The sequence below is a fragment of the Mycolicibacterium chlorophenolicum genome (assembly GCF_001044235.1).
GTDB lineage: Bacteria > Actinomycetota > Actinomycetes > Mycobacteriales > Mycobacteriaceae > Mycobacterium > Mycobacterium chlorophenolicum.
Genome location: NZ_JYNL01000020.1, coordinates 617,271 through 635,480 on the forward strand (window position 1 = coordinate 617,271; position 18,210 = coordinate 635,480).

Genomic DNA, 18,210 nt, shown 5'->3' on the forward strand with positions numbered 1-18,210 from the left:
GCGGGTCAGGACGGGCTGGCGACCAGTTCCTGTCCGCGCATCCGCTGGGAGATCACGGTGGTGATGCCGTCGCCGCGCATGGTCACGCCGTAGAGCGCGTCGGCGATCTCCATGGTGGGCTTCTGGTGGGTGATCACGATCAACTGCGACACCTCGCGCAACTGCTCGAACAGGCTGATCAGCCTGCGCAGGTTGACGTCGTCGAGGGCGGCCTCCACCTCGTCCATCACGTAGAACGGCGACGGGCGGGCGCGGAAGATCGCGACCAGCATCGCCACGGCCGTCAGGGACTTCTCACCACCGGACAGCAGCGACAGGCGCTTGATCTTCTTGCCCGGCGGCCGGGCCTCGACCTCGATGCCGGTGGTCAGCATGTCGCTGGGGTCGGTCAGCAGCAACCGGCCCTCACCGCCGGGGAACAACGTCGAAAAGACCTGCGAGAACTCACGTTCGACGTCGGCATAGGCTTCGGAGAAGACCTGCAGGATGCGCGCGTCGACGTCGGCGACCACGTCGAGCAGGTCCTTGCGGGCGGCCTTGACGTCCTCGAGCTGGGTGGACAGGAAGTTGTAGCGCTCCTCCAGCGCTGCGAACTCCTCGAGCGCGAGGGGGTTGACCCGGCCCAGCTCTGCCAGCTCGCGCTCGGCCCGCTTGGCGCGCCGCTCCTGGGTGGGCCGGTCGTAGGGCATCGGCGCGGGCGCGGTCACCTGCTCCCCGCGTTCGCGCGCCTGCTCGTATTCGGCCATCTCCAGATCCGACGGCGGCAGCGGCACGTCAGGTCCGTACTCGGCCACGAGGTCGGCCACCGCCATCCCGAACTGCTCGAGCACCTGCTGCTCGAGCTGCTCGATCCGCATCGCCGCCTGCGCCTTGGCGACCTCGTCGCGGTGCAGGGCGTCGGTGAGGGCCGTGATTCGGGTGGTGAGCTCGGTGACCTCCTCGCGGGCCCTGGTCAACTCCGCAGCCCGGACCTGACGCTCGGCGGCGATCTCGTCACGGATCCGCGATCCGACGGCCACCGCGACGCTGAGCCGCTGCGCGACCAGTCGACCGGACTCGGCCACTGCCTCGGCCACCGCCGCGGCGCGCACCCGCGCCTCGCGGGCCTGCCGGGCCCGGATCCGGGCCTCCCGTTCGGCCGCCGCCGCGCGACGCAGCGAATCCGCCCGTCCGCGAACGGCATTCGCGCGTTCCTCCGCGGTGCGCACGGACAGCCGGGCCTCGACCTCGGCGGCACGGGCGGCCTCGGCCGCGGCGGTCGACTCCTGCCGGCCGACGGGCTCGGCCTCGAACATCGGCTCCTGCTGAGCGTTGTGCAGCCTCGCCTCGAGCTCACTGAGTTCGGCGACCGTGCGGTTACGCCCGGCCTCGAGTTCGTTGCGCTGCGTGATCAGCCGCTGCCACTCGTCGTCGGCGGCGCGGGCGTCCTGACCCAGCCGACCGAGCTGCTCGTAGATCGCCGAGATGGCCGAGTCGGATTCGTTGAGCGCGGCCAGCGCCTGTTCGGCGGCGTCCTGACGGCTGGCCTGCTCGGCCAGCGCGCCGGCCAGCGCCGCTGAGAGTTCGGCGGTCTGCCGCTCGGCGGCGACCAACTCGGTGCGCGCCTTGTCGACCTCGGACTGGATCTCCAGCGTGCTCGGCTTGCGATCCGAGCCACCGCTCACCCATCCCGCCCCGACGAGATCCCCGTCGGCGGTGACGGCTCGTAGATCCGGCTGTGCGGCAACGCATTCCAAGGCTGAGGCGAGGTCATCGACGACCGCGACACCGGCCAGCATCGCGGTCACCGCACCCCGCAGGCGCGGGGCGGGGTCGACCACGTCGAGCGCCCACACCGCACCGGCAGGCAACGTCGCCGTCGTACCGGCGGGCGCCGTCGGCCAGTCCCCCAGCACCAACGCGGCCCGTCCACCGTCGGACTCCTTGAGCGCATTCAGTGCGTCGCGAGCGGCCCCGACATCCTCGGCGGCCAGCGCATCCGCGGCCGCGCCTAGCACGGCCGCGATCGCCGCCTCGTGGCCGGGCCGCACCTTGACCAGGGCGGCGACCGAGCCGAAAAGGCCTGCGCCGCTACGGTTCTGCTGCAGCCAGGCGGCACCGTCCTTGCGGTCGAGGCCGACGGACAGTGCGTCGATGCGGGCCTGCAGCGACGCGACCTGCCGTTCCCCGGCACGTTCGGCGGCCTGCAGTTCGGCGACGCGTTCGTCGGCCAACCGCAGCGCGGCGACGGTCCGGTCGTGGTGCTCGTCGAGGCCGACCTCGCCCGCGTCGAGCTCCGCGACGCGGGCCTGCACCGTCTCGAACTCCGCCTGGGTCTGCTGAGCGCGCGCGGCCGCCTCGTCGATGCCCGCGCTCAGGCGCGCCACCGTCTCGTCGATCGACTCGACGCGAGTGCGCATCGTGTCGACCTGCCCGTTCAGCCGCGCCAGGCCCTCCCGGCGGTCGGCCTCGGCCCGGGCGGCCGCCATGTGGGCGCGTTCGGCCTCGGCGGCGACCTGCTCGCGATCGGCGAGTTCGGCGCGGGCGGACTCGAGTCGGGCCCGCGACTCCTCGAGTTCCTCGAGCAGCAGCCGTTCCTGTTCGGCCACCTCGTCGGCCTGCGCCTCGAGGGCGTCGGGATCGGGGCCGCTGGACGACGCCGGCTCGGCGTCGAGGTGCTGGGCGCGTTCGCTGGCGATGCGCACGGTCGCGCTCACGCGTTCCGCGAGCGCGGAGAGCCGGAACCACCGCTGCTGCGCCGCGTCGGCCCGCTCGCTGAGTTCGGTCACCGCGGCTTCGTGCGCGTCGAGTTCGAGGGTGCGCGTCTCGAGCCGGCGGGTCAGCTCGTCGTGTTCGCGGCGCAGCGTCGTCTCGGCCTGATCGGTGTCGTCGAACTCGGCCTTGCGCGTCACCAGGTCGTCGGCGGCCAGCCGCAGCCGCGCGTCCCTCAGGTCGGCCTGGATGGTCTGGGCGCGGCGGGCCATCTCGGCCTGGCGGCCCAGTGGCTTGAGCTGGCGGCGCAGTTCGGTCGTCAGGTCGGTGAGCCGCGCCAGGTTGGCCGCCATCGAGTCGAGCTTGCGGACCGCCTTTTCCTTGCGCTTGCGGTGCTTGAGAACGCCCGCGGCCTCCTCGATGAACGCCCGCCGGTCCTCCGGGCGCGACTCGAGGATCTCCGAGAGCTTGCCCTGGCCGACGATCACGTGCATCTCGCGGCCGATGCCGGAGTCGGACAGCAGCTCCTGCACGTCCATCAAACGGCAACTGCTGCCGTTGATCTCGTACTCGCCGGCGCCGTCGCGGAACATCCGCCGGGTGATCGACACCTCGGAGTACTCGATCGGCAGCGCGTTGTCGGAGTTGTCGATCGTCAGCGTCACCTCGGCGCGGCCGAGCGGCGCCCGCGACGACGTCCCGGCGAAGATGACGTCCTCCATCTTGCCGCCGCGCAGCGTCTTGGCGCCCTGCTCGCCCATCACCCAGGTGAGCGCGTCGACGACGTTGGACTTGCCCGAGCCGTTGGGGCCCACGACGCAGGTGATGCCGGGCTCGAAGCGAAGAGTCGTCGGCGAGGCGAAGGACTTGAAGCCCTTCAGCGTCAGACTCTTCAGATGCATGACGCGTTACCCTACCGCCGGGAGGCTCAGCGCTCGGTGAAGCCCGAGAGCGCGTCGGCCGCGGCGGACCAGTCGGCGACGACCGTGTCGACGTGACCCGGGGTTTTCCCGCCTTCGAGCAGGTCAAGCAGCTTTTCGCAGGCATCGCGGGGGCCCTGCGCGACCACCTGCACGCGGCCGTCCGGTTTGTTCGCCGCGAAGCCCGTCAGCCCGAGCTCGAGCGCCCGCGACCGTGTCCACCAGCGGAAACCCACTCCCTGCACATGGCCGTGCACCCACGCGGTGAGTCGGACGTCACTCTCCCCCAACATCTTTCACCTCAAATGTCACTTCAGTACCATTCTTCAACGTGCGTCCCACCGTGCACACCTGGTCGATGGCGCGCTCGACCACGGTCCGCAGCCGGGTGAGCTCCTCGGGCGACAGGCCCGACAGATCCAGTTCGAGCGACTCCTCGAGCAGCGGATAGCGCTCCTGCTCGCGGTCGGCGGCCCCGGCGACCCGGATCGTGGCGCGGTAGTCGTCGCCCAGGCGGCGGCGCAGCGGCTGATCACTGCTCAGGCCGCTGCACCCGGCCAGGGCGATCTTCATCAGCTCACCCGGGGTGAACACCCCCTCGTCGTCTTCGGAGCCGATGAGGACTTCCGCGCCGCGCGTGCTGCGTCCCGTGTAGCGCCGCACGCCTGTGCGCTCCACCCAGAGTTCGGTCATGCCCTATTTCTACAACCTCGCGCGGAAGCGCATTCCTGGTTGTGATCGCGCCCGCCCCACAGCCGGGAATGCGCTTCCGCGAGGGCCGACCGGCCTCAGCGCGCGCGGGGCCGTGGCTGGCAGTGCGGGCAGTGGAACGAGGAGCGGTTCATGAACTTGTCCCGCCGCATGATCGCCCCGCAGCGCCGGCACGGTTGGCCCTCGCGGCCGTACGCGTCCAGCGACCGGTCGAAGTAGCCGGACTCGCCGTTGACGTTCACATACAGCGAGTCGAACGACGTGCCGCCCTGGCCCAGCGCGTCGGTCATCACCGCGGCGGCGGCGTCGAGCAGCTCACCCAGCTTGGCCTTCGACAGCCCCGACGCCAGCCGGGCCCCGTTGACCTTGGCCCGCCACAGCGCCTCGTCGGCGTAGATGTTGCCGATGCCCGACACCACCGTCTGGTCCAGCAGCTGGCGTTTGATCTCGGAGTGCTTGCGCCGCAACACCGCAACCACACCGTCGCGATCGAAGTGCGGGTCGAGCGGATCGCGGGCGATGTGCGCGACGGGCACCGGCACCTCGTCGCCGTCGACCGTGACCGTGTCGGTGATCATCCATCCGCCGAACGTCCTCTGGTCGACGAAGCTCAGCGTGGTGCCGTCGTCGAGCAGCGCGGCGATGCGCAGATGGTTCTCGTTCGGCACCGGGCCGAGCAGCATCTGCCCGCTCATCCCGAGGTGCACCACCAGGGCCGACTCGTCGGACAGCTTGAGCCACAGGTATTTTCCGCGCCGGCCCGTTCCGGTGATCGTCATGTCGAGGAGCCGGGCGGTCAGATCCGCCGGGCCGGCTTCGTGGCGGCGCACCGCGCGCGGGTGGTGCACCCGCACCGCGGTGATGGTCCGGCCCGCGACGTACCGGTGCAGCCCACGCCGGACGACCTCGACCTCGGGGAGTTCAGGCATCCCGCTCTTCGGTCAGGGAATTCCATGCCGCCGCTGCGGCCTTGAGTTCGGCTTCCTTCTTCGTCTTGCCCACACCGGTGCCGTACTCGCGCTCGGCGATCACCACGGTGGCGGTGAACTCCTTGTCGTGGTCGGGCCCGGTGGAGGTCACGTTGTACACCGGCGCGCCCAGCCCGCGCGACGCCGTCAGCTCCTGCAGGCTGCTCTTCCAGTCCAGGCCGGCGCCGAGAGTCGGTGCGGTGTCCAGCAATTCGCCGAACAGCCGGAGGATCACCTCCCGCGCCGCCGCGGCGCCGTGCTCGAGATAGATGGCGCCGAGCAGGGATTCGACACCGTCGGCGAGGATGCTGGACTTGTCGGCGCCGCCGGAGTTCTCCTCGCCCTTGCCCAGCAGCAGATAGCTGCCCAGGCCCTTGTCCGAGAGCCGCCGCCCGACATCGGCGAGCGCCTGGGTGTTGACGATGCTCGCGCGCAGCTTCGCCAGGTCGCCTTCGGAGCGTTCCGGATGACGGTGGTAGAGCTCCTCGGTGATCGTCAGCCCGAGCACCGAGTCCCCGAGGAATTCGAGGCGTTCGTTGGTGGGCAGGCCGCCGTTCTCGTACGAGTAGCTGCGGTGGGTGAGCGCGATGGTGAGCAGTTCTGCGGGCAGCTCGATGCCGAGCGCCTCGAGGAGGGGCTGGCGGTCGCCCGTCACGACTCGTCTCCGGGCTGCTCGCGGAGCTGCGCGAGTTTGGCCCACCGGGGATCGATCTGCTCGTGCTGGTGTCCGGGCTCGGCGTCGGCCATCCGGACGCCGCACTCGGGACACAGTCCGGCGCAGTCGGGGGTGCACACCGGCGAGAACGGCAGCGCCAGCCCGATGGCGTCGATGATCGGCTGCTCCAGGTCGACGGTGTCGGTGCCGCCGTCGCGGCCGACGCGGGGCACCTCGTCCTCGTCGGTCGTCGCCTCGGTCGTGCTGTCGGGGTAGGCGAACAGCTCGGTCAGGTCGACCTCGACGTCACCGGTCACCGGCCGCAGGCACCGCGCGCACTCGCCTTCGGTGGGCGCCGACACGCTGCCCGTGACGAGCACGCCTTCCGACACCGATTCCAGCCGGAGCTCGAGGTGCATCGGCGCACCCTCGGGCACCGCAATCAAGTCCAGCCCGATCCGCGCCGGACTGGGCACGGTGTCGTCGACGGTGATCATCGAGCCGGGCCGCCGGCCGAGCCGGGAGATGTCGATGACCAGCGGCGATCGTGACCCCCGGCGCGCCGCGGCGTTAACGCGCGTCGCCATGGTCGTATCGTACGGCGGACCCGGCGGCACCTGTGCGCCGCCTGTGCCGCCGCGGGTCGCTAGCGGGCGGCGTAGTCGTGGGTGCCGGCGGCGGTCCGCAGCTGGTGACGGCCGCGGCCGACCGAGCGGATGGTGCCGTTGAGGAAGTCCTCGAACTCGGCGAGTTTGCTGTCGACGTAGATGTCGCACTCGCCGCGGAGCCGGTCGGCCTCGGCGTGTGCCGAGTCGATCATCCGGGTGGCCTCGGCGGTGGCGGTCGCGACGATCTCGGTCTGCGACACCAGCCGCTGCTGCTCCTTGATGCCCTCCTGCACGGCCTTCTCGTAGGCGAGGTTGCCGCTCTCGAGCAACCGGTCGGCCTCGGACTTGGCGCGTCCGGTGCTGGCCTCGTACTCGCGCTTGGCGGTCGCGGAGATGCGGGCCGCCTCTTCGCGGGCCTCGCCGACCATGCGTTCGCTGTGCTGGCGGGCCTCGGCGACCATGCGGTCGGCCTGGGCCTTGGCATCGGCGAGCAGCCGGTCGGCCTCGGCGCGGGCGTGGTTGACCATCGAGTCGGCCTCCGCGTTGGCCGTCGACACGGTGGATTCGGCGTGGTCCTTGGCTTCGCGCAGCAGGGTGTCCCGCGCGTCGAGCACGTCCTGGGCGTCGTCGAGCTCGCCGGGGATCGCGTCCTTGATGTCGTCGATGAGCTCCAGGACATCGCCGCGGGGAACGACGCAGCCGGCCGTCATCGGCACGCCGCGGGCTTCTTCGACGATCGCGCCCAGTTCGTCGAGCGCTTCAAAAACTCGGTACACGGCGGCACCCCTTCAGGCGTAGTTGTTAGTGACCAGTGTGCCTGGTGTTACGCCTGTGACTGAGTTTCCGCGCCGGTGTGTCGCGCTCGCGTGCCGTGGGGTCAGCGCAGCGCGGCGCTGATGACGTCGCGGGCGCGGTCCAGCATGGAGGCGAACGGCCCGACGGCGAAATTCAGCTTGGCCGACTCGACCCCGGGATGCGGCCGAGTGGGGGCGATCGCCTCGGCCGCCCTCACCGCGGCGGCGAGGCCCCTGAGCTCGCTCTCGTCGAGATCGCGCTCGAGCTTGGTGAACTCCTCGGTCTCCTCGCGTTCGGCATGCTCGAGTACGGCCTCTCGGAACGCGGTCAGCTCGGTGATGAACGCGTCGGAGCCGACGTCCATCGACTCCAGCTTGGTCAGCTGCACCTTCGCCTCGTGCTCCTCGCGCAGGCGCGCGTCGACGATGTCGTCGCCGGCGGCGCCGTCGTTGCGGGCCCGCGGGTGCACCACCATCTCCTCGGCCGTCTCGTGCACCGCGAGGAGTTGGCGCAGTTCGACGAACGCCTGCTCGCGGGCCTTGGTCCCCGAGGCTCCCAGCACCTCCTCGAACAGGTCCTTGATCAGATTGTGCTGGTCACGCAGGAACGCGATGACGTCGTCGGTCGATTGCACGAATGTCTCAACCACGGCGGGTACCTCCGTCAGGCGGATGGGTGGATGGGCGGCGCGGGGGCTGTCGCGCCTGCGTGTTACCTACCCGCCGACGGGCGGCTCAACCGCGCAGCTTGGCCTGCAGCCGGGCGTTGACGGCGGCCGGCAGCAACTCGGAGACGTCGCCGCCCAGCATGGCGACCTCCTTGGCCAGCGACGACGACACGAACGAATACTGCGGGGTGGTGGCGACGAAGAAGGTGTCGACACCGGCGATGTGCTTGTTCATCTGCGCCATCTGCAGCTCGTACTCGAAATCGGTGCCGGTGCGCAGACCCTTCACGATGGCGGTCAGGCCGCGGCTCTTGACGAAGTCCACGACCAGGCCCTGGCCGGACTCGACGCGCAGGTTCGGCAGATGACCGGTGGACTCGACGATCATCTCGATGCGCTCGTCGAGATCGAACATGCCCTTCTTGGCCGGGTTGACCAGAATCGCGACGACGACCTCGTCGAACTGGGCGGCAGCGCGTTCGAAGATGTCGATGTGCCCCAGCGTCACCGGATCGAAGGATCCCGGACACACCGCTCCGCTCATGGGGGTCGACGCTAGCAGCGGCAACCGGTGCCGCAGACGTCAGGCACGTTGGGCGAGCTCGACGCGGGTGTCGCCGTAGCGCCGGGACTTCCACGCGCTCCACCCGTCGGGCCAGACGATCTCCGGAACGGACGTGGGCCGCTCGACGACGACGACCGATCCACCGGTCACCCAGCCGTGGTCGGCCAGCGCGACAACGAGATCCGTCACCTCCCCGGTGGTGACCGCATACGGCGGGTCGGCGAGCACCAGGTCCGCCGGTGCGCCGGCCGCTCCGGCGAGGACGGTGGCCACCGGTGCGCGCCGCACGCGTGCTCCCCGCGCGCCCAGGGAGGCGATGTTGCGGTCGATCACCGCGGCGGCCCGCGCATCGGATTCGACGAACAGCGCCGACCGTGCTCCCCGCGACAGCGCCTCCAGACCGAGCGCCCCGGATCCGGCATAGAGGTCGACGACGTCGATGCCGGCGAAGTCGAGGCGCACCGTCAGCAGGTTGAACAACGACTCCCGGACCCGGTCGGTGGTCGGGCGGGTGCCGCGCTGAGGCACCGCGAGACGGCGCCCCCCGAACTCACCGGCGATGATCCGGCTCAGTGGACCACCACCAGCAGGTCCCCGCCCTCCACCTGCGCGGTCGCCGCCACGGCCACCCGGGTCACTGCGCCCGCCTTGGGCGCGGTGATGGCGGCTTCCATCTTCATCGCCTCGATCGTCGCGATCGTCTGGCCGGCGTCGACGGTGTCGCCCTCGGCGACGTTGACGGTGACCACCCCGGCGAACGGCGCCGCGATGTGGTCGGGATTCGTCCGGTCGGCCTTCTCGGCGACGGGGACGTCGCTGGCGATGCTGCGGTCGCGGACCACGACCGGGCGCAGCTGGCCGTTGATGATGCACATGACGGTGCGCATCCCGCGCTCGTCGGGATCCGAGATCGCCTCCAGCCCGATCAGCAACTCCACGCCCCGCTCGAGGGTGACCCGGTGCTCGTCGCCGTGACGCAATCCGTAGAAGAACTGGTTGGCCGACAGGCTGGAGGTGTCGCCGTACACCTCGCGGTGCGCCTCGTACTCCTTGGTCGGGCCGGGGAACAGCAGCCGGTTCAACGTCGCCTGCCGGGTGGGCCCGACCTGCGTGAGGGCCTGCTCGTCGTCCTCGCTGAGCGGGGTCGGCGGCTTGGCCGGGGCGCGGCCGGCCAGCGCCTTGGTGCGCAGCGGTTCCGGCCACCCGCCGGGCGGGTCGCCCAGCTCACCGCGCAGGAACCCGATGACCGAGTCGGGGATGTCGAACTTGTCCGGCTCGGCAGCGAACTCGTCGGCGGTGATGCCGGCGCCCACAAGTGCCAGCGCGAGATCGCCGACCACCTTCGACGACGGGGTCACCTTGACCAGCCGGCCGAGGATCCGGTCGGCGCCGGCGTAGGCGGCCTCGATCTCCTCGAAGCGGTCCCCGAGCCCGAGAGCGATGGCCTGCTGACGCAGGTTCGACAACTGTCCGCCGGGGATCTCGTGGGTGTACACCCGCCCGGTCGGCGTGGTGGGGCCGGATTTGGCAACGTCGAAGGGCGCGTACACCTTTCGCAGCGCTTCCCAGTAGGGCTCCAGATCGCACACCGCCGACAGCGACAGGCCGCTGTCGTACTCGGTGTGCGCGGTGGCCGCGACGATGGAGCTCAACGCCGGCTGGCTGGTGGTGCCCGCAAGGGGTGCCGACGCCCCGTCGACGGCGCTGGCCCCGGCCTGCCAGGCCGCCAGGTAGGTGGCCAGCTGCCCGCCCGGGGTGTCGTGGGTGTGCACGTGCACCGGCAGGTCGAACCGGCTGCGCAGCGCGCCGACCAGTGCCGCCGCGGCCTGCGGGCGCAGCAGCCCGGCCATGTCCTTGATCGCGAGCACGTGAGCACCGGCGTCGACGATCTGCTCGGCCAGCTTGAGGTAATAGTCGAGCGTGTAGAGGTTCTCCCCCGGATCCGACAGGTCCCCGGTGTAGCTCATCGCGACTTCGGCGACGGCCGTTCCGGTTTCGCGCACCGCGTCGATCGCGGGCCGCATCGAGTCGACGTTGTTGAGCGCGTCGAAGATCCGGTAGATGTCGATCCCGGTCGCCGTCGCCTCCTGGACGAAGGCGTGCGTCACCGATTCGGGGTAGGGCGTGTAGCCCACCGTGTTGCGACCGCGCAGCAGCATCTGCAGGCAGATGTTGGGCACGGCCTCGCGCAGCGCGGCCAGCCGTTCCCACGGGTCTTCTTTCAGGAAGCGCAGTGCCACATCGTAGGTCGCGCCACCCCAGCATTCGATCGAGAGCAACTGGGGGGTCAGCCGCGCGATGTAGGGCGCCACCATCAACAGCCCGGAGGTGCGGATGCGGGTGGCCAGCAGCGACTGGTGGGCGTCGCGGAACGTGGTATCGGTGATGCCGACCGATTTCGATTCGCGCATCCACCGGGCGAACGCCTCCGGTCCGACCTCGGTGAGCAGGTGTTTGCTGCCGCGCGGCGGCATTGTGTCGAGGTCGATCTGCGGCAGCTTGTCGTGCGGGTAGACCGTCGAGGTCCTGGGCCCGTGCGGTTGGTTGACCGTCACGTCGGCGAGATAGTTCAGGATCTTGGTGCCGCGGTCGGCGGGCGACCGCGCGGTCAGCAGATAGGGCCGGTCGTCGATGAACGAGGTGTTGACCCGCCCCGCGCGGAAGTCGGGATCGTCGATCACCGCCTGCAGGAACGGGATGTTGGTCGACACCCCGCGGACCCGGAACTCGGCCAGCGCCCGGTGCGCCCGGGCTACCGCGGTCTCGAAATCCCTTCCGCGGCAGGTCAATTTGACGAGCATGGAGTCGAAGTGCGCACCGATGTCGGCGCCCAGATGTGCGCCGCCGTCGAGGCGGATGCCCGCCCCGCCCGGTGACCGATAGGCGGTGATCCTGCCGGAGTCGGGCCGGAAACCGTTGGCCGGATCCTCGGTGGTGATTCGGCACTGCAGTGCGAAACCCCTTGGCGCGGTGAGCATGTCCTGGCTCAACCCGAGGTCGGCGAGCGTCTCGCCCGAGGCGATGCGCAGCTGGCTGGCCACCAGGTCCACATCGGTGATCTCCTCGGTGACCGTGTGCTCGACCTGGATGCGCGGGTTGCACTCGATGAACACGTGATGGCCGCGTTCGTCGAGCAGGAATTCGACGGTACCGGCGCAGGAGTAGCCGATCTCGCGGGCGAAGGAGACCGCGTCGTCGCAGATGCGCTGCCGCAGATCGGCGGGCATGTTCGGCGCCGGCGCCAGCTCGATCACCTTCTGGTGGCGGCGCTGCACGCTGCAGTCCCTCTCGAACAGGTGCATGACGTGGCCGTCGGTGTCGGCGAGGATCTGCACCTCGATGTGGCGCGGGTTGAGCACCGCCTGCTCGAGGTACACGGTCGGATCGCCGAACGCCGACTCCGCTTCCCGGCTGGCGGCTTCCACCGCCTCGGCCAGCGCGGCAGGATCGGTGACCCGGCGCATGCCGCGCCCGCCTCCGCCGGAGACGGCTTTGACGAACAGCGGGAACTCCATGTCCCGCGCGGCGTCGACCAGCTCGTCGACCGACGCCGACGGCGCCGAGGAGGTCAGCACCGGCAGGCCCGCGGCGCGGGCGGCCTCGATCGCGCGCGCCTTGTTGCCGGTCAGCTCCAGGACCGCGGCGCTGGGCCCGACGAACGTGATGCCGTTCGCGGCGCAGGCCGCGGCGAGTTCGGGGTTCTCGGAAAGGAAGCCGTAACCGGGGTAGACGGCGTCGGCGCCGGCCGCGAGCGCCACCCGCATGATCTCGTCGACGGACAGATAGGCCCGGACGGGATGGCCCACGTCACCGATCTGATAGGACTCGTCGGCCTTCAACCGGTGCAGCGAATTGCGGTCCTCGTGCGGGTACACCGCGACGGTGGCGATGCCCATTTCGTACGCGGCGCGGAACGCCCGGATGGCGATCTCACCGCGGTTGGCAACGAGGACTTTGGAAATCTGACCGGCCACGGTTCACCTTAACCGGCCGCGACGCCGATCAGATCAGTGTCGACCAGTAGTTCCAGAACCGCTCGAGGATCAACAGGATGACCGCGGTGAACCACAGCGCCACCAGCGACCAGCGCCAGGTGTGGATCGCGCGGACGACGGCGTTGCCGCTGCGCTGCGGCTGCAGCGCGAGCGAGGTGGCGACCACCAGTAGCGGGACCGTCACGCTCCACACCACCATGCAGTACGGGCAGAGCGCCCCGATGCGGTAGAGGCTCTGGAAGATCAGCCAGTGCACGAACACCGTGCCCAGCAGCGAGCCGACCGCCAGCCCCGCCCAATACCAGCGGGGCAGCGCCACCTTGGCGACGGCCAGCACGCCGGTGACCACGACCACGGCGAAGGACACGATGCCGATCAGCGGGTTCGGGAAGCCGAACACCGAGGCCTGCGGGGTGATCATCACCGAGCCGCAGGACAGCACCGGGTTGATGCTGCAGGTGGGCACGTAGTCGGGGTTGATGAGGATCTCGATCTTCTCGATCGTCAGCGTCATCGCCGCGGTGAGACCGATGACCCCGGCGATGAGAACCCACCACGCACTGCGGCGCGGTACCGCGACACCGCCCGGCTCGCCGGCCGACGGATCGGTCTGCTCGACGGGTCCGGTCGCGGTGACGGTCATGACGCGGGCACCGGCGCGGGAGCAGGCGGAGCGGCCTCGAGGCCCGGCACGTCACCCACGATCGTGCGGAGCTTGGCGACCAGCTCGTCGGGGGTGCTGTATTGGTAGTCCTCGCCGTTGATGCGGATGGTGGGCGTCGCCTTGATGCCGGTGGCACCGGCGAGCCCCTTCACCATGTCGACGAAGCGGCCCTTGTTGATGCACTCGGGCACGGTCCCGGCGGCGCCGGCCTGCCGGGCCACCTCCACCAGCCGGGCGTTGTCCGGATAGCTGGTTCCGGTCTCGCTGGGCTGCTGGGCGTAGAGCGCGGCGTGGAATCTGCGGAACGCGTCGTTGGACTCCTCGGCCACGCAGTAGGCCGCGCCACCGGCGCGCGACGAGTAGTTCTGGTTCTGCGGACGGTCCAGGATGCTGACCATGTAGTAGTCGGCGGCGATGACGCCGGCGTCGACCAGCTTGTTGATCGTAGGCCCGAACTGCTGCTCGAAGGCGCCGCAGTGGGGGCACAGGAAGTCCTCGTACATCGACACGACGGCCTTGGGCTCGTCGGTGCCTTCCTTCTTGATCACACTCGAGGAGGCGACGCGGATGGACTTGGTCTCGCCCGCGGTGGGCTGGTCATCGGCCGACATCACGATGTAGAGCACCAAGGCGACCGCGAAGATCACCACGACCGAGGTCAGACCGATCTGCACGAGCAGGTTGCGCTTGCGGTCGGCTGCCTTCAGGTCGTACCGCGCGTTCTTCTTGGGTTTGGTGGCCACGGGACACAGAGTACCGGCGCCGCGCGATGCTCCTCAGCCAACGCGGCTCAGATGTGCCCGCATCGCCGAGATCACATCCGCGGTGGCGGTGGCGCTGGCGCCCCCGAGCGGGAAGAAGTTCGCGAAGCCGTGCACCACCGAGCCGTACTCGCGGTAGTCGACCGGGGTGCCCGCCGCGCGCAGCGCGTCGGCGTAGTGACGGCCCTCGTCGCGCAGCGGGTCGAAGCCCGCGGTGACCACCAATGCGGGGGCCAGACCCGAGTGGTCGGCGGCCAGCAGCGGGGACACGTCCGGGTGGGTGCCGTCGACCGGCGCGTCGCCGAGGAACCGGGCGGTGAACCAGTCCATGTCGCGCTGGGTGAGGAAGAAGCCGTTGGCGAACAGTGTTCTCGACCGCGTCGACGCGCCGTGGTCGGTGACGGGATAGAGCAGCAGCTGCAGCGCCGGTGCCGGCACGTTCTCGGCGCGCGCCCGCAGCGACACCACGGCCGACAGATTGCCGCCGGCGCTGTCCCCGCCGACGGCCACCCGCCGCGGGTCGGCGCCGAGCGCGGCCGCATTGTCCCGGGCCCACAGATAGGCGGCGAAGGCGTCGTCGGCACCCGCCGGCGCCTTGTGCTCGGGGGCGAGCCGGTAGTCGACGGACAGCACGTGCACCGCACCCGAGCGACAGATCTCACGGCACAGGTCGTCGTGGGTGTCGAGGCTGCCGATCACGTGACCGCCGCCGTGATAGAAGACCAGCAGCGGCGCGTTCGGCTCGGTCGTGCGGTAGTGCCGGGCCCGGATCGGGCCGACCGCGCCGGACACCGTCAGGTCGGTCACCTCGGGCACCGGGATGCGCCGGTGGAAGCTGGCCGCCAGCTGTTCGAGCTGGGCGCGGGCGGCGTCGACGTCGTCGTCGGCCACCAGGCCGTCGAGGCCGAGGGCCTGCTGACCCGCGAGCATCAGATGCAGCGTGGTGTCGAGGGTGTTGCCGTCCAGGGTGATCGAGCGGCCACCGAGCAGCGCACGCTTGACCGGCTGCGGGATGCGGGGCAGCCCGCGCAGCGTGACACCGGCCACCGCGTTCGCCACGGCGTCGCGGCGGCGGGCCGGACGCGCAGCCGCGGTGGCGGATCGCTCGCTGGTCACACTGGAGGTCATGGGTGCTCCTTTTCTCGGCTGAGCCGTGATCCGCGACCGGCGACGCGGCATGGCGCTGATTAGGCGCGGTCTCCCTGCGGCAATATAGTCATCGAAGCCGACGGCACCGGCCTCGCGTGCCTGTGCCCGGTGAACGAGCATCCACTTCAGCAAAGAAGGTGTCATGACTTCGGCGGCCGCAATCCCCACCGTCACGCTCAACGACGACAACACGATGCCGACACTCGGCCTCGGTGTGGGCGAGTTGTCGGATTCCGAGACCGAGCAGGCCGTGCTGGCCGCGCTCGAGGCGGGCTACCGGCTCATCGACACCGCCGCGGCGTACGGCAACGAGGCGGCGGTCGGTCGGGCGATCGCGACGTCGGGTGTGCCCCGCGAGGACGTCTTCGTCACCACGAAGCTCTCGCCCGAGGAGTTCGGCTTCCAGTCCTCGCAAGACGCCCTGAAGGCGAGCCTGCAGCGGTTGGGTCTCGACTACGTCGACCTGTACCTCATCCACTGGCCGGTCGGCGAGGGCGGCAAGTACATCGACAGCTGGGGCGGTCTGATGAAGGCCAAAGAGGTCGGCGACACCCGATCGATCGGGGTCTGCAACTTCCACGCCCACCACCTCGACGACATCATCAGCCTGTCGTTCTTCACCCCCGCGGTGAACCAGATCGAACTGCACCCGCGGCTCAACCAGGCGGAGTTGCGCGCCGTCAACGCCGAACACGGCATCGCCACCGAGGCCTACGGCCCGCTGGGGGTGGGCAACCTGCTCGACCACCCGGCCGTGACCGCCGTCGCCGAGGCGCACAGCCGGACGCCGGCACAGGTGCTGATCCGCTGGAGCCTGCAGCTGGGCAACGTGGTCATTCCGCGCTCGTCGTCACCCGAGCGGATCGTCGCCAACTTCGACGTCTTCGGTTTCGAGCTCAGCGACGACCAGATGAGCTCGTTGAACGGCCTCGACGACGGCACCCGGTTCCGTCCCGATCCGGACACCTACACCGGGAGCTAGCCGGTTAAGGTGCGTGGCGTGGACACGCCGCGGACGCGCGCTCGTTCGGTGCGCGGCGCCCTGGTCGGGGTGTCCTCGGCGGCGATGACGACCGGAGCGCACATCGCGGCCGGCGGCGGCGTTCCCCGCGGCCCGGCTCTGATCGTCGCGCTGCTGATGTGCGTCACCGCCGGCGCGCTCGTCGCGCGCGTGCGGTGCGACGGTCTCACCGGGTACACCGCCATCGCCGCGGCGCTGGCCGGAGCGCAACTCGCCGGACACGTGACCCTGATGGTCGGCGCCCACCAACACCACAGCGCGGCCGGCCCGTCCTGGTTCATGCCCGCCGCGCACCTCGGCGCCGCTGCGCTTCTCGGTGCGGCGATCACGTCCGTCGAATACCTCTACGCCGTCTGTGTGTCGGTGCTCTGCTGGCTGCGGCTGTTCACGCTGCGCGCGCCTCGGGCGTCGTCCCCGGTCATCCGGCCCCGCCCCGATGTGGCGGTGCGCCAACCGGTTCTGAGCTTCGGTCTGGGCATGCGCGCCCCGCCTGCGGTGGCCTAGCACTTCTTTTTCTCCCCTGATCGACCCGCAGCGCCTGCGCTGGGGTCGTCGTGTGCCGCTGCGCGCGCTCCGTGCCGCGCCGGCGAACCCTCTTTCTCCGCTGACACGAAGGCTTTCCATGACCCTGTCCGACGACACCGTCGAACCCCTGTCCCCCGCCCCACCGACATCGCCCACGCGCCGACGATGGCGCCCGTTCGTGGTCCGTCTGCACTTCTACGCGGGCGTGCTCGTCGCGCCGTTCCTGCTCGTGGCTGCCGTCACCGGTGGCCTGTACGCCCTGGCGCCGAGCTTGGAGCGGGTCGTCTACCGCGACATCCTGTCCGTCGAGCCGCACGGACCTGCGTTGCCGTTGGGCGATCAGGTCGCGCGCGCCCGCACCGTCCGCCCGGATCTTGCGGTGACGACCGTCCGGCCGGCCGCCGCGCCCGGCGACACCACCCGCGTCTCGTTTCACGACCCGGCGCTGGAAGAAGACCGGTCCCGCACCGTGTTCGTCGATCCCCGCACCGGCGACGTCCTCGGGGAGGAGGTGACGTGGTTGGGCTACCTCCCGCTGAGCACCTGGCTCGACGGGCTGCACCGGCACCTCAATCTCGGTGAGCCGGGCCGGATCTACAGCGANGACGGCAGCCTTGATGCCGGTCAGCTGCGGCTCGATCAACGCGAACCCGGTGGCGAAGTTGCGCCATTGCGCCGCGGCCGCACGGCCCGGATCCTCACCGTGGACCGCAGCGGGTCGGGACGTTCCCGCACGATGAATTGGCATGGCGCCAGCGGTATCTGGCTGCTGGCCGGGTTGCTGTTCCTCTCGGCGACGGGCATCACGTGGTCGACGTACGCCGGTGCGCACGCCACCGAGATCCGGTCGGCCTTGAATTGGCAACGGCCGCAACTGGTCACCGCACCGGCGCAGTCCCACGCCGGGCATCACGGAGCCGAGGGGGCGGTGACCGACCCGGCCGCTCTCGACTACGACGGTGTGCTCGACGCCGCAGCACGGCACGGCGTGCGGATGCCCGTCGAGATCACCGCACCCGCCGAACCCGGTGCGACGGCGAGCGTCACCGAGATCGACGAGCCGTTCCGTTGGACCACGAACGCCGCCGCGGTGAACCCGACGGATCTGACGGTGACGAGCGCCGTCGACTACTGGCGCGACTACTCGGTGATCGCGAAGCTGGCCGACTGGGGCATCCGCGCGCACATGGGATTCCTGTTCGGTCTGCTCAACCAACTCGCGCTGCTCGCTGTCGCGATCGGACTGGTGACGGTCATCGTGCGCGGATACCGGATGTGGTGGCAGCGCAGGCCGACGCGGGGATCGAACTGGGCGGTCGGCCGACCACCGGCGCGGGGAGGCATCAGAGCGCTCCCTCCGGTGGCGATCGCCGCTGTCGGCGTCACCGCGGTGGCCGTGGGCTGGTTCCTGCCGCTGCTCGGATGGACGCTGGCGGCCTTCGTCATCGTCGACGTCATCGTTGCCGCGGTGGCGAGAACTAGCCGTGCGGCGTAAGGGCGAAAGCCTCTAGCGCG

The 18,210-nt window shown here is 70.3% G+C and carries 18 protein-coding genes; 4 read left to right on the forward strand and 14 right to left on the reverse strand.

All coding sequences use genetic code 11. From position 1 onward, the window contains the following. Positions 1–5: 5 nt before the first annotated feature. From smc to MCHLDSM_RS11135, 14 genes are all read right to left on the reverse strand, one after another. Complete coding sequence (smc, locus tag MCHLDSM_RS11070) at positions 6–3,593, reverse strand: chromosome segregation protein SMC (protein ID WP_048470083.1); 3,588 nt, start codon at positions 3,591–3,593, stop codon at positions 6–8. 26 nt (positions 3,594–3,619) lie between these two features. After that, the gene (locus MCHLDSM_RS11075) at positions 3,620–3,904 is read right to left on the reverse strand and encodes an acylphosphatase (RefSeq protein ID WP_048418130.1); all 285 of its coding nucleotides are present in this window, start codon (positions 3,902–3,904) and stop codon (positions 3,620–3,622) included. Next, positions 3,888–4,304 carry an OsmC family protein gene (locus MCHLDSM_RS11080; protein ID WP_048470084.1) on the reverse strand — a complete coding sequence of 139 codons (417 nt, stop codon included), beginning with the start codon at positions 4,302–4,304 and terminating at the stop codon, positions 3,888–3,890. Before MCHLDSM_RS11080 ends, MCHLDSM_RS11075 begins: the two co-directional genes overlap by 17 nt. Before the next feature lie 95 nt (positions 4,305–4,399). Then, positions 4,400–5,251: a bifunctional DNA-formamidopyrimidine glycosylase/DNA-(apurinic or apyrimidinic site) lyase gene (gene mutM / locus MCHLDSM_RS11085; RefSeq protein WP_048470085.1), complete on the reverse strand. Its 852-nt coding sequence runs from the start codon at positions 5,249–5,251 to the stop codon at positions 4,400–4,402. After that, positions 5,244–5,945 (reverse strand): ribonuclease III, encoded by a 702-nt coding sequence (gene rnc, locus MCHLDSM_RS11090; protein ID WP_048470086.1) that lies wholly within the window; start codon positions 5,943–5,945, stop codon positions 5,244–5,246. The genes mutM and rnc overlap by 8 nt, the downstream gene beginning before the upstream one ends. Continuing rightward, the gene (locus tag MCHLDSM_RS11095) at positions 5,942–6,532 is read right to left on the reverse strand and encodes a YceD family protein (protein ID WP_048470087.1); all 591 of its coding nucleotides are present in this window, start codon (positions 6,530–6,532) and stop codon (positions 5,942–5,944) included. The genes rnc and MCHLDSM_RS11095 overlap by 4 nt, the downstream gene beginning before the upstream one ends. 59 nt (positions 6,533–6,591) lie before the next feature. Further along, positions 6,592–7,329 (reverse strand): cell division protein SepIVA, encoded by a 738-nt coding sequence (sepIVA, locus tag MCHLDSM_RS11100; RefSeq protein ID WP_048418125.1) that lies wholly within the window; start codon positions 7,327–7,329, stop codon positions 6,592–6,594. Between the two features lie 101 nt (positions 7,330–7,430). Beyond that, a complete protein-coding gene (locus tag MCHLDSM_RS11105) occupies positions 7,431–7,997 on the reverse strand; it encodes a hemerythrin domain-containing protein (protein ID WP_048470088.1) in 567 nt (188 codons plus the stop codon). 85 nt (positions 7,998–8,082) lie between these two features. Then, on the reverse strand, positions 8,083–8,559 hold the full coding sequence (gene coaD, locus MCHLDSM_RS11110) for a pantetheine-phosphate adenylyltransferase (protein WP_048470089.1): 477 nt from the start codon (positions 8,557–8,559) through the stop codon (positions 8,083–8,085). A gap of 39 nt (positions 8,560–8,598) precedes the next feature. Beyond that, positions 8,599–9,153: a 16S rRNA (guanine(966)-N(2))-methyltransferase RsmD gene (rsmD, locus tag MCHLDSM_RS11115; RefSeq protein ID WP_082168840.1), complete on the reverse strand. Its 555-nt coding sequence runs from the start codon at positions 9,151–9,153 to the stop codon at positions 8,599–8,601. Continuing rightward, a complete protein-coding gene (locus MCHLDSM_RS11120) occupies positions 9,150–12,554 on the reverse strand; it encodes a pyruvate carboxylase (protein ID WP_048470091.1) in 3,405 nt (1,134 codons plus the stop codon). Before MCHLDSM_RS11120 ends, rsmD begins: the two co-directional genes overlap by 4 nt. 28 nt (positions 12,555–12,582) lie before the next feature. Continuing rightward, a complete protein-coding gene (locus MCHLDSM_RS11125; RefSeq protein ID WP_048470092.1) occupies positions 12,583–13,218 on the reverse strand; it encodes a vitamin K epoxide reductase family protein in 636 nt (211 codons plus the stop codon). Next, positions 13,215–13,982, reverse strand: coding sequence for a DsbA family protein (locus tag MCHLDSM_RS11130; RefSeq protein ID WP_048470093.1), 768 nt, complete (start codon positions 13,980–13,982; stop codon positions 13,215–13,217). The genes MCHLDSM_RS11125 and MCHLDSM_RS11130 overlap by 4 nt, the downstream gene beginning before the upstream one ends. Positions 13,983–14,015: 33 nt before the next feature. Beyond that, positions 14,016–15,128: an alpha/beta hydrolase gene (locus MCHLDSM_RS11135; RefSeq protein WP_048470094.1), complete on the reverse strand. Its 1,113-nt coding sequence runs from the start codon at positions 15,126–15,128 to the stop codon at positions 14,016–14,018. 163 nt (positions 15,129–15,291) lie between these two features. Here MCHLDSM_RS11135 and MCHLDSM_RS11140 point away from each other — a divergent pair, with 163 nt between their 5' ends. From MCHLDSM_RS11140 to MCHLDSM_RS39220, 4 genes are all read left to right on the forward strand, one after another. After that, positions 15,292–16,131 carry an aldo/keto reductase gene (locus tag MCHLDSM_RS11140; protein ID WP_048470095.1) on the forward strand — a complete coding sequence of 280 codons (840 nt, stop codon included), beginning with the start codon at positions 15,292–15,294 and terminating at the stop codon, positions 16,129–16,131. 18 nt (positions 16,132–16,149) lie between these two features. Continuing rightward, positions 16,150–16,674, forward strand: a complete 525-nt coding sequence (locus MCHLDSM_RS11145; RefSeq protein WP_048470096.1) for a hypothetical protein — start codon at positions 16,150–16,152, stop codon at positions 16,672–16,674. A gap of 118 nt (positions 16,675–16,792) precedes the next feature. Continuing rightward, a partial coding sequence (locus MCHLDSM_RS39215) for a PepSY-associated TM helix domain-containing protein (protein ID WP_234713949.1) occupies positions 16,793–17,298 on the forward strand: 506 nt, incomplete at its 3' end. A gap of 67 nt (positions 17,299–17,365) precedes the next feature. Next, on the forward strand, positions 17,366–18,190 hold the full coding sequence (locus tag MCHLDSM_RS39220; RefSeq protein WP_327083151.1) for a PepSY-associated TM helix domain-containing protein: 825 nt from the start codon (positions 17,366–17,368) through the stop codon (positions 18,188–18,190). Positions 18,191–18,210: the final 20 nt, after the last annotated feature.

Coding starts and splice junctions, on each gene's coding strand:
- mutM (WP_048470085.1), bottom strand. CDS start 5,251: ATGCCTGAACTCCCCGAGGTCGAGGTCGTCCGGCGTGGGCTGCACCGG.
- MCHLDSM_RS11095 (WP_048470087.1), bottom strand. CDS start 6,532: ATGGCGACGCGCGTTAACGCCGCGGCGCGCCGGGGGTCACGATCGCCG.
- MCHLDSM_RS11140 (WP_048470095.1), top strand. CDS start 15,292: ATGACTTCGGCGGCCGCAATCCCCACCGTCACGCTCAACGACGACAAC.
- MCHLDSM_RS11075 (WP_048418130.1), bottom strand. CDS start 3,904: ATGTTGGGGGAGAGTGACGTCCGACTCACCGCGTGGGTGCACGGCCAT.
- smc (WP_048470083.1), bottom strand. CDS start 3,593: ATGCATCTGAAGAGTCTGACGCTGAAGGGCTTCAAGTCCTTCGCCTCG.
- coaD (WP_048470089.1), bottom strand. CDS start 8,559: ATGAGCGGAGCGGTGTGTCCGGGATCCTTCGATCCGGTGACGCTGGGG.
- MCHLDSM_RS11125 (WP_048470092.1), bottom strand. CDS start 13,218: ATGACCGTCACCGCGACCGGACCCGTCGAGCAGACCGATCCGTCGGCC.
- MCHLDSM_RS11080 (WP_048470084.1), bottom strand. CDS start 4,304: ATGACCGAACTCTGGGTGGAGCGCACAGGCGTGCGGCGCTACACGGGA.
- MCHLDSM_RS11135 (WP_048470094.1), bottom strand. CDS start 15,128: ATGACCTCCAGTGTGACCAGCGAGCGATCCGCCACCGCGGCTGCGCGT.